4 protein-coding genes are annotated in these 17216 nt (G+C 65.4%); all 4 read right to left on the bottom strand.

Features of this window, described 5'->3' with window-relative positions:
• Positions 1–9: 9 nt before the first annotated feature.
• From O6760_RS03660 to O6760_RS03645, 4 genes are read right to left on the bottom strand one after another with little or no spacing between them, the layout of a single operon-like run.
• The gene (locus O6760_RS03660; protein WP_269584128.1) at positions 10–1650 is read right to left on the bottom strand and encodes a cyclic peptide export ABC transporter; all 1641 of its coding nucleotides are present in this window, start codon (positions 1648–1650) and stop codon (positions 10–12) included.
• A gap of 47 nt (positions 1651–1697) precedes the next feature.
• Positions 1698–1907 (bottom strand): MbtH family protein, encoded by a 210-nt coding sequence (locus O6760_RS03655; protein WP_269584127.1) that lies wholly within the window; start codon positions 1905–1907, stop codon positions 1698–1700.
• Between the two features lie 24 nt (positions 1908–1931).
• Complete coding sequence (locus tag O6760_RS03650) at positions 1932–3482, bottom strand: 4-hydroxyphenylacetate 3-hydroxylase N-terminal domain-containing protein (RefSeq protein WP_269584126.1); 1551 nt, start codon at positions 3480–3482, stop codon at positions 1932–1934.
• Positions 3472–17148, bottom strand: a complete 13677-nt coding sequence (locus O6760_RS03645; protein WP_269584125.1) for a non-ribosomal peptide synthetase — start codon at positions 17146–17148, stop codon at positions 3472–3474. The genes O6760_RS03650 and O6760_RS03645 overlap by 11 nt, the downstream gene beginning before the upstream one ends.
• Between the last annotated feature and the right edge of the window lie 68 nt (positions 17149–17216).

Below are 17216 nucleotides of genomic sequence, written 5' to 3'. Positions count from 1 at the left end.
CCGTGTAAGTCAGGCTTCGGTCTCCGCCGGTTTGGAAACCTTGCTGATCTTGCCTTCCTCCATCCAGACGATCTTGTCCGCAATGTCGAAATACCGGTCATCATGGGTGATCGCGATAACGGTTCGACCCTCTTTCTTGAGCCGCTCCAGGAACTCCATGTAGAACCAGCGGCGATATTCCGGGTCCTGATCGGCGGCCCATTCGTCGAAGACGTAAATGTCTCTTTCTTCCAGCAGCGCGACCACCATCGCGAGCCGCTTGCGCTGTCCGGTGGACAGGTTCGTCGTGCTGAAGCGGTTGTTGCGATAGTAGACCTTCTCGTCAAGCTGCATGTCTTCCAGGAGGTCGTACAGCTTCTGCTCGTCCGACAGGTCCACGCCGTAGAGCCGGTCGAACAGGTGGAAGTCCGAAAAGATGACGGCGAACAGGCTGCGATACTGGTCGATGTTCTCGGGTTTCACGACCTTGCCGTCCCAGGACAGCTGCCCGCTCTTCGGTTCGTAGAGGCCGGTCAGGATCTTGGCGAGCGTGGACTTGCCGCTGCCGTTGCCGCCGACAATGAACACCATCTCACCGGAAGTGATGTCCAGGTCGCAGGGACCGATTGAAAACGGGCGATCCTCGTTCTCGCTATGATAGGTGTAGGCGATCTTCTTCAGGGACAGGGACTGTTTCAGCTTGGCCTGCTTGACCTCGAGGCGGCCCTCGGCGGCTTCTGCATGGTCTTCCAGAAGCGCCTCCAGCGTCCCGATGTTCGACACCGCGAGATTGGCCCGCGACACCACGGGCAGCATGCGGATGATCGACGTGATTGCTCCGCTGGCAAAGACGATCACGGTGACGATCTTGCCCGGGATCGACAGGTCGGTGACATAGAACGGAATCGCGAAGACCAGGGTTCCCATCAGCGTATAGAAAAAGACGTCGCTCACGGACTGGCCGTAATTGAAGGACCTGCCGGATTCCACCCGCAGTTCTTCCACCTTTTCGGAGCGCGGCACCACGTAGTGATGGAACAGATCGTCGCTGCGCTGCGCGTTCAGCTTCACTTCCTTGAAGCCGCTCAGGATGTTCTCGAAACTGTTCTGGAAGGCCTGCTCGCTCAGGCTCGCCTGGCGCAACAACTCCTCCGCGTCCCGGTAGCTCTTGCGGTAGAAGAAGACGGCGCCGGCCAGGAAGGCGATGGTGACGGCGAAGGCCAGCGGTGACAGGTAGAGGATATAGAGCGCGGACATCACCAGCTGCATCACGAAATAGATCAGCCCTACCAGGGCCGGCGCCGTTTCCTCGATGGTCTGGTGGTCCCGTCCGACCGCGGCCCGGATCCGGTTGAGACCGATCTCCTCGAGGGCGGCAAGGTTCAGGTTGCGCACCTGCGCGGTGACCTTGATCCGCAGGCGGCAGAGATAGTCGGCGATGATCGCCGTGGCCATGTTGAGCGCACGGTTCATCGTGAACAGGACGGTCGTGCAGCCAAGCACGAACAGGCCGAGATATTGCCACTGAAGGCCGCCGGTCTGCTGGTAATTGGTTGTGGCGTTGATAACCGCGATCACAAGCCCCATGACCAGGCCCGGGACCAGCGACAAAAGCAGGAAGATGCGTCTGCTGTCGCCCGCTTCACGATACAAGAGACGAAAGAATTTCATCGAAAACCAGGCGCTCCAGGTGGTCCGTCACCGCTTGTGTGGAAAGGTCAGTCGCCGGCGGCGTCCTTCAGGCTTTTCGGTCTGATGTCGGTCCAGTGCGCATTGACATAGTCGATACAGTCCTGGCGCTTGCCGGGACCGAACACCGACTTCCAGCCTTCGGGAACGGCGACGAATTCGGGCCACAGGGAATGCTGTTCCTCGTCATTCACCAGCACGTGGAAGGTGCCGTCCGGATCATCGAATGGATTGGTCATTGCCGTCTCTCCCTGCCGCGTGTGTCAATCTTTCCATGCGGCATTGCACCAGCCGAATTCATCATAGTCTTCAAGACACTGGTCAACAAGCGACAGCATCTGCTCCATCGTGCCGTCGCGCCGGGCGATCGAGGGCAACTGCAGCTTGACCTCTTCATGGTTGCCCGCGTAGTTGCGCTCGTAAAGCTCGTGCCGTCCGGCGAACTCGGAGCCCGTGGCGTCCCACAACAGTTTCATCAGCTTGATGCGGTCCTTGTGGCCGATGTCGTTGGAGCCGCGCACATACCGTTCCAGGTAGGCGTTGATCTCCGGGTTCTGGAGATCCTTCGCCGAGGACGGCAGGTAGATCAGCGCGGAGGCCACGATCTTCTGGACGATTTCCTTGACCCTGCCATAGGCGTCGGGCGCGAGGGCGCGATAGGCCTGTGCGGCGGTCAGGCCGGGCAGGAATGCGCCGTCGGCAAAAGGTTCCGGTGTTCTCGCCATGGCGTCCGACAGCGACCAGAACAGGTGCCTGAGGGCGATGACCTCGCCCTGCAGCACCTGGTTGCCGCGGAATTCGTCGCCGCTGGTGATGTGCAGCGCCTTTGTCAGAAGACCTGCGAGAAAATCGAGTTTGACCGCAAAGCGGGTGCAGCCGTGAAAGCAGGTTCCCTGCAGGTAGCCGGTGTCCATCAGGAAGTTGATCGGCTTGTGTGCCGGGCCATAGACCAGGACGTTCTCCCAGGGCACGAAGACGTTGTCGAGGATCAGAATGGCGTCGTTTTCGTCGAACCTCGAGGCCAGCGGACTGTCGAACGGTGACGAGGACTGATGCGCGGCGAACTCATAGGAGTTGCGGCAGATCAGCTTGATGCCCGGTGTCGACATATCGAGAAAGAACATGAAGGCGGTCGGCGGTTCGTTGGTGTCGGAGACCGCGTGGTGGCTCAGAAAGTTGTAATGGGTGAGCGCGGCGGAGGTGGCAACGACCTTTGCGCCGGAAAGATAAAGCCCGGCATCGGTCTCCCGGACCACATGCACCAGCACGTCCTTGGCCTCGCTGATCGGCTTGGCCCGGTCGATCGGCGGATTGGCGACCGCGTGGTTCATGAAATAGGTCCGCTCCTGGGCCAGGTGGTACCAGCGCCGGGCGTTGTCCGCGAAGGGGCCGTAATAGGCCGCGTTGGCGTCGAGCGTGTTGACGATGGCGGCCTTGTAGTCCGGCGACCGCCCCATCCAGCCATAGCTGAGCTTTGCCCATTCGGCGATCGCCTTCTGCTGGCCGAGCAGGTCCCCGGCGGAGCGGGCCACCTTGAAATAGCGGTGGGTGTAGCCCTCCGGATCGGCATCGGCGGCGGCTGTCAGAACGCCGGTGCCGCTGTCATGATCCTGGTGCAGGGCGTCATAGAGGCGTGCCAGCGAGCGTACCGAATTGCGGAAGGCGGGATGGTCGGTGAGCCCCTGGACCCTCTCGCCGTTGAAATAGACGCAGCGCTGGTCCTGAAGACTGTCGATGAACTCGGCGCCGGTCATGGGGGTCGCGGTGGCGGCCGCCTCCGCGGGCTCTGCTGGATTGAGGATATCAACCGACATTCTTCAGTCTCCCTTCGGACGCATCCTGCCGGCGCGGCAGGGGCCCCTGGTTCATCCATTCGGAAAGTGCCTTGCCGATGTCGGCAAGTGCGATTTGCGACGTCATTTCATGATGCGTACACGCAAGTGTACGTGTTTCGAACCGGCCGCCTGTCAGGGGCTGCCAGGGATCGGTCTCAAGCGCCATCATGCGCCAGGATTGCCCGGAGACGAAATGCAGCAGCGGACAGGTCAGGCCCTGTGGTCGCCAGTCATGCGCCAGCCGCGCATTGTTGCGTGCGATCCGGAGCATGTTGCCGAAATCGCCGCTGCCGAGGTCCGCGAGGGGGTGCGACCGGTCTTCCAGGAACCGGCGCACCTCTTCGAAGGTCACATCGTCCGGAGACCTGCCTTGCGGATCGAACCCGACCATTTCGAAAAAGGCACCGCGCGCACCCCGGTCCGAAAGATCCGGCAGCGGGTCTCCTGCCTTCATGGGATAGCTGTCCAGCAGCGACAGGAACTCGACCTCGCGCCCGGCGGCCTCGAAACGGTGCGCCATTTCATAGGCGGCCAAGCCGCCGAAGGACCAGCCGAGCAAGCGGACAGGCCCTTTCGGCCAAAGCCGGACGACACTGTCCATGTAGTCGGCCGCCATGTCGCCGATGGAGGCCGGCAAGGCGGCTTCGTCGGCATAGCCGCGTGCCTGGAGTGCGATCACGGGCACGTCGGGCGGCAGCACGGAAACCAGACCCGCATAGGTCCAGCCAAGGCCGAAACCCGGATGAACGCAGAACAGCGGTGGCTGGCTTCCGGCGGGACGGATCTGCAGGACCGGTTCGAGCAGGCAGGTCTTGCGGTCGCGCCCGGTAGACAAGAGCCCCCGGACGGTTGGCGTTTCAAAGATGTCGCGCAAGCTGACATCAAGCCCCATGCGATCCCTCATCAAGGATTTGAGGCGCGCGGCCTGCAGGGAGTGACCGCCCATTTCGAAGAAGCTGTCCTGCGGACCCGGCATCGCGCCCTGCAGCACTTCTGCGAACAGGGTGCAAAGCAGGGTTTCCTGCAATGTCATCGCTTCCGTGGATCGCCGTACCCGAACGGGTTCCGGCAAGGCCAGCCGGTTGAGCTTGCCGTTGGGCGTCAGCGGCATTTCGTCAAGAACAACGAAGTCGCCCGGCACCATGTAGTCCGGCAGGGACTGCTGGAGACAGGTGCGTATGGCCTCGGGCTTCAGGCGCGCACCCGGCTCCGGCACAACATACGCAACGAGAGACGGTTCAGGCCCGGCGCCCTGCCGTTCGATCACGGCAGCCCGGGCAACATTTGTCATCGAGGCAATGACGGTTTCGATTTCTCCCGGCTCGATCCGGTGTCCGCGGATCTTGAGCTGCGCATCGCCCCGGCCGAGGAAAACCATCGTGCCGTCTGCGTTGCGGTAAACGATGTCTCCGGTCCGGTACATGCGCGCACCACCACCCGCGAACGGGTCGGCGACGAACCGTTCGCTCGTGAGGTCCGGTCTGCCGTGATAGCCGCGCGCGAGCCCGGTGCCGCCGATATAGAGTTCGCCAGCCACACCGTCCGCGACAGGTTGCAGGGCCGCGTCGAGCACATGGGCCTGCGTGTTCCACATCGGCAGGCCGATGCCGGGCCGGTTCGAGGCGGCTTGGTCGATGTTCTGGCGCAGGGACCAGATGGTCGTTTCGGTCGGGCCATAGAGATTGGTCACCGGACCGGCCGACCGCAACCGCTCTGCCAGCACTCCGTCGAGCGCCTCGCCCCCCACCAGCACCTTCAGGTTGGGGAGCGGTCCGGTTTCGGCGAGCGCGCGCCACAGCGACGGGGTTGCCTGCATCACCGTCGGATGTTCCAGGGCGATCCAGTCCGACAGGCGATCCGTTTCCCGCTGGCTCGCGGCAAACAGCAGAACTGTTCCCCCGGTCAGAAGCGGACCGTAGAGTTCCAGACCGGCGATGTCGAAACCGATCGTCGTCGCGCTCAGCATCCGGTCCCGGTCCGTCAGTTCAAGGTCTTGGGTCAGGCCGCACAGGAAGTTCTTGAGCCCCGCTCTCGTGACGACAACGCCCTTCGGCTTGCCGGTCGATCCGGATGTGTAGATGACATAGGCGGGGTGGTTCGGGTGGATCGGGGTCCGCCGGTCTGTGTCTTGCGGGACATGCGCGGGGGCGTTGTCCAGGTCCGCGGCGGTCTCTCCTGCGTCGAGCACAAGCAGGTCGAGACCATGCAGCCCGTCCTTGAGCGCGGCCTTGGTCTTTTCCGTGGTGATCACCAGTTTCGGCGCCGCGTCCTCCAGCATCATCGCGATCCGGGCCGGCGGGTAGTCCGGGTCGAGCGGCAGGTATGCTCCTCCGGTCTTCAGCACCGCCAGCAGCGCCACCACCATGTCGGCGGAGCGCGGCAGCGCGATTGCGACCCGGTCCTCGGCGCCGATGCCGTGCCGGAGCAACACATGAGCCAGCCGGTTGGCCCGCTCCTCGAGCTGCCGGTAGCTCAGCCGCTCCTCGCCGCTGACCACCGCCTCGCGTTCCCCATGCCGGGCGGCGGTGGCCGAGATCAGCTCGACCAGATCGCCTTCGGGCAGGGCGTGACGGGTATCGTTCCACCGCTCCTGAACCGCCTGTGTTTGCGCCGGACCGAGCGTTGCAAGGGAGCCGAGGGCCGCGTCCGGCTGCAAGGCCATCTGCTCCAGCAGGTGACAGAGCTGCTCCAGGAGGCTGCGGCCGAGCTCTGACCCGATCCGGTCTTCCCGGCAGTCCAGCCGCAACATCAGTTGGTCGCCCGGAACCACCATCAGGCTGGCCGGGTAGTGGGTCCGGTCATGCACCTCGAGGCCGTCGATCCGGAGACCGGTTTCACCGGCTCTGCCCATGTCCTCTGCGTCGGGATAGTTCTCGAACACGACCAGCGTGTCGAACAGGTCGCCCAGTCCCGCGCCCGCCTGGATCTCCGGCAGGCCGAGATGCTGATGGGGCAGGAGCGACGCCTGCATGCCCTGAAGGCCCTTCAGGAAGGCCTCGACCGTCTGCCCCGGCAGGGGCCGCGCCCGCACGGGCACGGTGTTGATGAAGAGCCCGGCCATGGTCTCCACACCGGTGATCTCGGGGGGACGTCCGGAAACGGTCGTGCCGAAGACCAGGTCGTCACGGCCGCAGACCCGGCCGAGCAGCACCGCCCACGCCCCCTGCAGGACCGTGTTCAGGGTGATGTCCAGCTGCCGGGCCAGGCGCTCGAGCGCGCACGTGGCCTCGGGGCTCAGGAGAGTGTCGAAGCGCAGCACCTCGTCGGAGACGGCGGAGGGCTGGCCGTGGACCGAGGCGGCCAGCCGGGTCGGCTCCTCCAGGCCCGCCAGGGCCTCCTGCCAGGCGGTCCGGGCGGCCGCCCTGTCCTGGCGCTGCAGCCAGCCGAGATAGCGGTCGAAGGGCACCACGGCGGGAAGGGCGTGTGGGCCGCCCGCCGCGTGGATGTCCTTCAGCTCCCGCATCAGCACCGGCAGCGACCAGCCGTCCAGGAGAATGTGGTGATTGGTGAGGATCAGCTTCGAGCGCTCTCCCGGCAGCCTTACCAGGCAGGCGCGCAGAAGGGGACCCCGGGCGAGATCGAACCGTGTCCGGCGGTCCTCGGCTAGCAGGGATTCCAGCGCGGCTTGCGGAGCGTCCGAACCGCTGAGGTCCACCACCTGGAACGGCATGTCCGGATCCGTCAGGATCACCTGCACCGGTTCGCTCACTCCTTCGTGGCAGAACACCGCCCGCAAGGGAGCGTGGCGGGCCACGAGCGCTTCCAGGCTCGCCTGAAGACGGTCCGCCTCGACATCACCGGCCAGTGTCACCACCGTCTGGACCAGATAGGCATCCTCGCCCGTCTCCGCGTCCATCAGACCGTGGAACAGGAGACCCGACTGGAGACCCGTCAACGGCCAGACCGCAGAAACTGCATCGCCGTAGCGTTCTGAAAGGAGGTCCACCTCGGCTTGGGACAAGTCCGCCAGCGGGAAGTCCGAGGGCGTGTGGCCGCCGGCATCCTGCCAGTCGGCGTGGCTGGCCAGCCTGGCAAGAGCCCTCTCCCAATGCTGCAACAGCTCTGCCACGTCACCTTCCGGCAGATGGCGAGCCGCAGGGCTGAAATCGGTCACGAGACGGAAACCGTCATCTTCCTCGACGGCCTGGCAGTCGATCGAAAGCACATGATCCAGCGGTGTCGCCGGGTGGAAGCCGCCGCGCAATCCACCGAACTCCGGCACGGGACTCCAGTCGCCGCCGGCCTCGGCCTGGAAACGGCCGAGGTAGTTGAAGGATATTTGAGCCTTCGGTTCCTTTGCCAGCGTACCGGCAGTCTCCTCGTTGAGGTAACGCAGCATGCCGTAGCCGATGCCCCTATCTGGCATGGTGCGTGCGCCGTCCTTCGTTGCGGCAATCAGGAGCCTCAGGTCCTGATCGGAGATCGCGGCAACGTCCGGGCCCGCCTGGCCGGTCTGCAGCCGCACCGGATAGAGGCTCGTGAACCAGCCGACGGTCCGGCTGAGATCGGCGTCTGCGACAGGCTCGCGCCCATGACCCTCGACCTCGCACAGGACATCTCCGGCAGATGCGCCGGATCGCGCGGACAGGAAAGCGCCGACGGCCAGCGTCAGCGCGGACAACAGGACGTCCTGAGGTCCGCAGCCATAAAGCGCAGGCAGGCGGTTCAGGAGCCGCGCGGTCTCGGCCGGGGCAAGATCCGACCGGCGCGAAGTCTGGGTGCGGACGGTATCGAGGGTCGGGTCGAGCCGGCCGGGCACAAGGCCGGCAGTGCCTGCCGCAGCGACCTCCCGCCAATAGGTTACCTCGGTGCTTCGTGCCGCGGAATGCGCCGCGTTTCGCAGCAGCCGGCTCCAGACGGGAAAGGATGTCGTTGCGGGCTCAAGGGAAATCGGCCGGCCGGCCGACCAGTCCTCCCAGGCCGAGCGGAGGTCGTCGGTCAGGATCCGCCACGAGACACCGTCAATGACGAGGTGGTGCGCGGCAAGCAGGAGCCATCCGGGACCGGTGTCGCCCCTGTCGAACCAGACCGCGTTGAGCATGCGCCCGTCGGCGAGCGACAGGGTGCCGGTGGCCTCGTCATGCATCTCTTGCAGCAGAAGCCGCAGGTCAGTGTCGGAGCCAGTGCCTGTGAGGTCGACGCGCCTGAGATCGACCGGTTGCGGCCCTTCGGAGAACGGGCGGACATGCATGTCCTGCAGCCCCCGGCCCGATTGCACCCGCAACATGCCGTGGTGCCTGACCAGGGCGGCAAGGGCTGCCTCAAGGAACGCGGCACCGGCACCTGCGGGAAGCTGCAGGCAGGTCGACTGGTAGAAACCGTCGAGGGGCCCTCCCAGGTCCTCAAGCCAGCGCATGATCGGCGTCGGATGAACGGTGCCCGTTTCTGCGTCGCCGTTTTGCAGGTCATCCGTCTCTGCAAGCGGCTGGACCACGGCGGCGAGACCGGCAACGGTCTTGTGATCGAAGACATCCTTGGGCGACGCAGACAGGCCTTGCCGGCGCAGCAGGCTGACCAGCTTGATGGCCGAAATGCTGTCGCCGCCAAGGGCAAAGAAACTTTGGTCCGCAGCCGGCGCCGCGATCCCGAGCGTTTCGGCGAAGGCCGCCGACACCGTTTCCTCGAGCGGCGAGAGTGTTCGCGCACCCGGTTCCCTGTGCGGCCGGCTGGGCGCGGGCAGGGCCTTCCTGTCGATCTTGCCGTTGGGAAGGCGCGGCAGATAGGGCAGCAGATCGATCTGCACCGGCACCATGTAATCCGGCAATCGGCCGGCGCAATGCTGTTTCAGGGCGTCCGGGCAGGGATCGGCATTGTCCTGGCCGATGACATAGGCAACCAGCCTGGAGGTTCCGGTCCGGTCCCGGTAGACACTGACGAGACACTGGGCGACGTCATCCCGCTCCAGCAGCACACGCTCGATCTCGCCCGGCTCGATGCGGCGTCCGCGGATCTTGACCTGCGAGTCGCCGCGGCCGAGGAAGAAGAGATTGCCGCCGCCGGCGCGGTAAACGATGTCTCCCGTCCGGTACATGCGCGCGCCATCGCCGGCAAACGGGTCGGCGACAAACCTGGACGCCGTCAGGCCGGCCAGGTTCTGGTAGCCGCGCGCCAGGCCGATGCCGCCGATATAGAGTTCACCGGCAACGCCGTCCGCGACGGGCTGAAGTGCCCGGTCAAGCACATAGAGACCCGAATTCCAGATCGGCAGGCCGATGGATGCCACGTCTGCACCCTGATCGCCATCAAGCGGCAGGCTCATGGATCCGCACACCGTGACCTCGGTCGGGCCATAGGCGTTGATCAGGCGGCACCTCTCGGCCCATCGCCTCACTTCGGCGATGCTGATGGCCTCGCCGGCGGTGACCAGCACGCATCCGGCCGGCAGGTCCTCGACGGACATGACACTCAGGAGACTGGGGGACAGCGTGATGTGGGAAACGTCTTCGTCACGCAGGAACGCCTTCAGCGCTGCCGGGTCGGTGAAGGCCTTTCTCGGCCAGATCACCAGCGCGGCGCCTGAAACGAGTGCGGTGGCGATTTCTGAAAAGGCGGCATCGAAACTGAACGATGCGAACTGGGCCACTCTGGAGTCTGCCGAGATCGCGAAACGCTCGACCTGGGCCGTGGCGAGATTGACGAGCCCCGCTCTCGTGACGACAACGCCCTTCGGTTTTCCGGTCGAGCCGGATGTATAGATGACATAGGCGGGGTGGTTCGGGTGGATCGGGCTCCGTCGGTCGGTGTCTTGCGGGGCACGCGCGGGGGCGTTGTCCAGCTCCGTGGCGGTTTCTTTCGCGTCGAGCACAAGCAGGTCGAGACCATGCAGCCCGTCCTTGAGCGCGGCCTTGGTCTTTTCCGTGGTGATCACCAGTTTCGGCGCCGCGTCCTCCAGCATCATCGCGATCCGGGCCGGCGGGTAGTCCGGGTCGAGCGGCAGATAGGCGCCACCGGTCTTCAGCACCGCCAGCAGCGCCACCACCATGTCGGGCGAGCGCGGCAGCGCGATTGCGACCCGGTCCTCGGCGCCGATGCCGTGCCGGAGCAACACATGAGCCAGCCGGTTGGCCCGCTCCTCGAGCTGCCGGTAGCTCAGCCGCTCCTCGCCGCCGACCACTGCCTCGCGCTCGGTGTGCCGGGCGGCGGTGGCCGAGATCAGCTCGACAAGATCGCCCTCCGGCAGGGCGTGACGGGTATCGTTCCACCGCTCCTGAACCGCCTGTGTTTGCGTCGGTTCGAGCGTTGCAAGGGATCCGAGGGCCGCGTCCGGCCGCAAGGCCATCTGGTCCAGCAGGTGACACAGCTGGTCCAGGAGGCTGCGGCCGAGCTCTGACCCGATCCGGTCTTCCCGGCAGTCCAGCCGCAACATCAATTGGTCACCGGGGACCACCATCAGGCTGGCCGGATAGTGGGTCCGGTCATGCACCTCAAGGCCGTCGATCCGGAGACCGGTTTCGCCGGCTCCGCCCATGTCCTCCGCGTCGGGATAGTTCTCGAACACGACCAGCGTGTCGAACAGGTCGCCCAGTCCCGCGCCCGCCTGGATCTCCGGCAGTCCGAGATGCTGGTGGGGCAGGAGTGCTGTCTGCCGTGCCTGAAGCTCTTTCAGGAAGGCCTCGACCGTCTGTCCCGGCAGGGGCCGCGCCCGCACGGGCACGGTGTTGATGAAGAGCCCGGCCATGGTCTCTACACCGGCAATCTCCGGAGGACGTCCGGAGACGGTCGTGCCGAAGACCAGGTCTTCGCGGCCGCAGATCCGGCCGAGCAGCACCGCCCAGGCCCCCTGCAGGACCGTGTTCAGGGTGATGTCCAGCTGCCGGGCCAGGCGCTCGAGCGCGCGCGTGGCCTGCGGGCTCAGGAGAGTGTCGAAGCGCAGCACCTCGTCGGAGACGGCGGCAGGCTGACCGTGGACAGAGGCCGCCAGCCGGGTCGGCTCCTCCAGGCCCGCCAGGGCCTCCTGCCAGGCGGTCCGGGCGGCCGCCCTGTCCTGGCGCTGCAGCCAGCCGAGATAGCGGTCGAAGGGCACCACGGCGGGAAGGGCATGTGCACCGCCCGCCGCATGGATGTCCTTCAGCTCCCGCATCAGCACCGGCAGCGACCAGCCGTCGAGGAGAATGTGGTGATTGGTGAGGATCAGCTTCGAGCGCTCTCCCGGCAGCCTTACCAGGCAGGCCCTTATCAGCGGACCCCGGGCGAGATCGAACCGTGTCCGGCGGTCCTCGGCCAGCAGGGATTCCAGCGCGGCTTGCGGATCGTCCGAACGGCTGAGGTCCACCACCCGGAAAGGCAGGTTCGGATCGGCCAGGATCACCTGCACCGGTTCGCTTACCCCTTCGTGGCAGAACACCGCCCGCAAGGGGGCATGGCGGGCCACGAGCGCTTCCAGGCTCGCCTGAAGACGGTCCGCCTCGACGGGCTCCGCCAGCGTCACCACCGTCTGGACCAGATAGGCATCCTCGCCCGTCGCCGCGTCCATCAGACCGTGGAACAGCAGACCCGACTGGAGACCCGTCAACGGCCAGACCGCAGAGACAGAACTGCCGTAGCGACGATTGACCCGCGCAAGGTCCTGCTCGCAGATCCAGTTTGCCTCGAGTCCGGTTTCGGCCTCCTGCACCTGCTGTTCCCGGGCGCGCAGCGCGAGCTGGGCCGGTGTCCTGGCGTTGAAGATGTCCTTTGCCGAGAAAACCAGTCCCGCCCGGCGCGCCCGGCTGACCAGCTGGATCGACAAAATGCTGTCTCCTCCAAGCGCGAAGAAGTTGTCGGCGGGACCGACACTTGCAAGTCCGAGGACATCGGCGAACAGCCGGCAGATCTCAGCCTCGGTTCCGCTGGCGGCACGCGGCATGGTTTCGCCCCGGACATCCGGTGCCGGCAAGCGCTTGAGATCCAGCTTGCCATTGGTCGTGAAAGGCAGTGACTGCAGGACAACAAAATGGGCCGGCACCATGAAGGCCGGCAGACTGGACGCGAGATCCCCGCGCAAGGTCTCCAGGTCCGGTTCCCGGGTCCCGGCGCTGACGAGATAGGCAACCAGTTTCTTTTCGCCCGGCCGGTCTTCCCGGACGATCACGGCACATTGGCCGACAGCCGGGTTCCCTCCGATCGCGTTCTCGATTTCCTGGGGCTCGATGCGGAAGCCGTTGATCTTGACCTGGTGGTCCGCGCGGCCGACGAAGGTGAGAAGGCCGTCGCCGCGCCAGCGGACGAGGTCGCCGGTGCGGTACATCCGGCTGCCCGGCGGGCCGGAGGGATCGGCAACGAAACGTTCTGCGGTGAGACCGGCCCGGTCGAGATAACCGAGTGTGAGACAGTCGCCGGTCAGGTAGAGTTCGCCGACCATGCCGATCCCGACGGGTTGCAAACGGTCGTCCAGGATGCGCACCGCGCAATTGTCGCGGGGCAGCCCGATCGGAACCTTGTGAGCGCTTTCCGACAGCGAATGCATCGCATGCCAGGTCACGAAAGTCGTTCCCTCGGCAGGACCGTAGCCGTTGACGAACCGTGTTTCGGGAGCGGCGGATGTCGCCCGCCGCAAGGCCTCCGCGGACGCGGCCTCACCGCCGATGAGAACCGATTTCAACGGCCGGAAGGCCTCCGGTTTTTCACCCGCAATGATGTTGAAGAGGCGTGTCGTGATGCAGGCAGCCGTCACCTTGTTGTCTTTAACGAGCCGGCCGATCGTTTCCGCATCCAGAATGCCGGGCGGTGCCACGAGCAGCTCCTGCCCGCGCATCAGCGGGGTCCACAGCTCGTAGGTGGACGCATCGAAGGCATAGGGCGAATGCAGCAGGACCCGTTCGTGCGATCCATCGGGCCAGCAGCCGTCCAGAGCCAGGGCCTGGATATTGCGATGCGTGATCGCGATGCCTTTCGGTCTGCCGGTGGATCCCGACGTGAACAGCACGCAGGCGATCTCGCCCGCTTCCACGCGCGGCAGCGCAGCGTCGCTGTCCGCCGACATCAGGTCGGCGAAGGAGAGACAGGAAACACCGCCCAGGTGCCCGGGATCCGCCGCTCCGCCATCCGTCAGCACAAGGTGGGCCCGTGTGTCGCCGACCAGTTGCTCCAGCCGCTTTTGAGGATCGTTCCTGTTCAGGGGAACATAGGCGCCGCCGGCTTTCAGGATAGCAAGCGTTGCAACGACCAGATCGATGGACCTGTCCATCAGGACGGCGACCCGGGCCCCGGGGCGAACGCCGCGAGCGGCCAGGTTCCGGGCGACGAGGGTCGTCCTTGCATCCAGATCAGCGTAGGAAAGCGCCTCGGTTTCGCTCCGGACGGCGATCCGTTCGCCGTTCCGTTCGGTCAGCAGGGCGAACCGCTCGGGCAGTGATGTCTCGACCTCCGGCCTGTTGATGCGCGATCCCTCGCACAGGCCGGCGAGGCGGGCGAGTTCGCCGGAAGCCACGAGGGGCAGTTCAGCGATCCGGACATCGGGATGGTCGACTGCCGCCTCGAGCAGAACCACCAGTCTTCGGGAAATGGTTTCCGCGATCTGCCGGTCCAGAAGATCGGTTCTGAATTCGATGCGGCCTCTGATTCCGGAGGCGGACCCGTCCGGGCCTCGAAGCGCGGCCAGGTCGAAGGACAGGTCGAACTTGGAAGCCGTGACCGGGACCTCTTCGTGCACGCATGTCAGACCTGGAAGGGCAAGGTCCGGGACGCCGCCCATGTCGAGTGCCAGGACGAGCTGGAACAGCGGATGGAACGACAGGTCCCGGTTGGGCGCCAGTTCGTCGACCACGAGTTCGAACGGCACGTCGCGCCTGCCATAGGCCCTGAGGTTCCGTGTTCGGGTTGCAGCAAGCAAGTCGCGGAAGGTCGGCTGCCCCGACAGGTCGCAGCGCAGGGCCAGCATGTTGACGAAGAGCCCGACGGTATCCTCGAAGGACCTGTCGGGACGCCCGTCCACCGGGGTGCCGATGATGATATCGTCGCCCGCGCCGAGGCGGGCCATGGTTGCGGCAACGGCCGCCTGGAGCACCATGAAGAGACTGGTTTGCGTCTCGGCGGCCAGGCGCTCGAGGTCACCGTGAAGCCTTGCCGGAATATCGACCGGGGTGCCGTCGCCCTGCCAATGGTTGTTCTGCCGCCGGCCGTCCGCGCAGGGCAGGTCAAGACAGTCCGGTGCGCCGGCAAGGTCGGCCTTCCAGCCGGACAAGTGCTGGGCGATGTCCGTTTCCGAGATGCGCCCGAGCCGCTCCTGCTGCCAGCAGGCGAAGTCGGCATATTGCATGGCGGGCGCGTTCCAGCGGGGCGTCTTCCCCTGGCTGCGTGCCAAAAAAGCGGTCTCAAGATCCGCCAGCAAGGGCCCCAGCGCGCCTCCGTCGATGGCGATGTGGTGCACGACGAACTGCATCACATGTTGGCCGCCGGACTCGGCCTGCGATCCGGGAACAATGCAGATCCTGATCGGCAGGTCGCTGCCAAGGTCAAACGGCAGGGCGGCATGGGCGCAAAGAACCGCCGACAGATCTTCCGCGGATGTCGGAAGGATCCTGAAAACCTTCTCGTCCGGCCAGCCATTGGAGACGTCCTGGTAAGGCTTTCCATCCTGCCCCTCAGGGTAAACGGTCCGCAGGATCTCGTGTCGGTCGATGACATCCCGCCAGGCCTGCCGGAGAGTGGCAATGTCAAGGTTTCCGGCAAGACGGTAGCGGTAGGCGAGATTGTAGGAAATGTCCTCGGGGTGTAGCCGGTTCAGGAACCAGAGGCGTTTTTGGGCGGAAGACAGCGGCGGGCGTTCCGGCCTCGGCGGTTTGCCGGGGTCTTTGGACCAAGGTTTGGCGTCCCCGGCCAGAGCGGCAAGTCCCGCGGGTGTCGGCGCCTCGAACACCTGCACGGGGTCGATATGCACACCGAGCCGCTCCCTCAGCCTGTAGGCCAGCCGCGCGGCGAGCAGCGAGTGGCCGCCCAGAAGAAAGAAGTTGTCGTCCGCAGCGACCGTTCCGACACCCAGCACCTCGGTAAACAGGGCGCATATCGTTGTTTCGAGCGCGGTGCGCGGTTCACGCCGGTCTTCCTGCGGTTCGCGGTCCGGTTCGGGAAGCGCCGCCCGGTCCAGCTTGCCGTTGGGCGTCAGGGGAAGCGCTTCAAGCGTGATGAATTGCGACGGCAGGAAGGCCGCGGGGAGCGAACGCGCGAGCGTTTCCAGGAGTTTCGGAATGTCCCTTTTTGCGCCGGTCTCCCAGACGATATAGGCCACGAGACAGACCTCTCCGGTGTCCCGGTGTCTGGAGACCACGGCGGAGCGTGCGAGTTCCGGAAGCCGGTCAAGGGCAGCGGCCACTTCGCCCGGCTCGACACGCACACCGCGGATCTTGACCTGATGATCGGTGCGGCCGAGATATTCAAAGGCGCCACCGGGCAGCCTGCGTGCCACATCGCCGGTCCTGTAGAGCAGGCTGCCCGGAGGGCCGAAGGGCGAGGCGATGAACCGTTCCGAGGTCCTGTCAGGCTGGCGGTGATAGCCGAGAGCGAGGCCGCTTCCACCGATATAGAGTTCGCCGGAATTGCCATCCTCGACGGGCTGAAGCCTGTCATCGAGAAGGTGGACAAGGGTTTCCCGGACCGGATTGCCGATGGCAACCGTCTGGCCGGCTTCGCAGAGGGACCACAAACTGTCGCCCGCGGCTTCAGAAGCACCGTAGAAATTATAGAGGCGGGCCCCGGGAAGCTTGTCGCTGAACCTCTCCAGAAGACTGGACGGCAAAGGCTCGCCGCTGGTCACCCAGGTCCGGCAACCCGCCAGGTTTTTCAGGCAGCCGTCTTCGAGCAGGCTTGCCAGCAGGCTCGGCACCACCGTCAGCCGCGTGACGGCGAACCGGTCGACCGTCTCGGCCAGGCGACGCGGGTCTCCGGACACATGGCCGTCGGCAATGACCACCGAGCCCCCGTTGGTCAGTGCGCCGAGAAGTTCCGTGGAGCCGTCAATGAAATTGAGCGAGGTCTTGAACAGCGTTCGTTCGTCCTGGGCAAACGGCAAGGCCTCCCCGATCCAGCGCAACCGGTTGACGAGAGCGGCCTGGCGGCCGAGCACGCCCTTGGGACGTCCTGTCGATCCGGAGGTATAGACCAGATAGGCGGGATCATTGGCTGAAGGAGGCCGCTTGAGTTCGCCTTCCTCCAGCGCGTGGGCGGCCTGCAGGGAAATCTCGCGGCCAAAGGCGCCGCTACCGATCAACACCGACCTGTCGGTCTGACCGGCCGCCTCGACCACGCCGGCAACCGCGGGCTCCGCCAGGATCAGGTCCGGTGCCGCGTCGGCCAGCATGTCGGTCAGACGCTGGTCCGGGTAAGCAGGATCCAGAGGCATGTAACAGGCGCCGGCCTTGATAACACCGAGCAGGCAGACGACAAGGTCCGGCCCGCTGGCGCAGCCGAGCGCGACGATGTCGCCCGGCCCGATGCCCCGCCCGATCAGGTAGCGGGCCACCCGGTTTGCCTTGCGGTCCAGATCGTCGAACGTGAGGGACGATGTCGCCAGGATGAGCGCCTTCTGGGAAGGCCGATCCCGGACCTGGCGTGCGAAGAGGTCCGCGACGGTTTCGAATTCCCGCATGCGGCGGTCGCCGGCATGCAGCATCGCGTCCGCTGCTGCGGACCGCTCGGTTGCTGCCTTCGAACTTCGGTCGCGGGATGCCATTCAAATCAACTCCGTCGATGACTTGCCAGGTCGCGTGCACAGGTCTTGAACGTTTCCGACATGTCCGC

The sequence above is a fragment of the Roseibium sp. Sym1 genome, from assembly GCF_027359675.1.
GTDB lineage: Bacteria > Pseudomonadota > Alphaproteobacteria > Rhizobiales > Stappiaceae > Roseibium.
Note: the sequence above shows the minus strand (reverse complement) of the source record. Positions and strands in the feature narration are given on the sequence as shown.

Coding starts and splice junctions, on each gene's coding strand:
- O6760_RS03650 (WP_269584126.1), bottom strand. CDS start 3,482: ATGTCGGTTGATATCCTCAATCCAGCAGAGCCCGCGGAGGCGGCCGCC.
- O6760_RS03660 (WP_269584128.1), bottom strand. CDS start 1,650: ATGAAATTCTTTCGTCTCTTGTATCGTGAAGCGGGCGACAGCAGACGC.
- O6760_RS03645 (WP_269584125.1), bottom strand. CDS start 17,148: ATGGCATCCCGCGACCGAAGTTCGAAGGCAGCAACCGAGCGGTCCGCA.
- O6760_RS03655 (WP_269584127.1), bottom strand. CDS start 1,907: ATGACCAATCCATTCGATGATCCGGACGGCACCTTCCACGTGCTGGTG.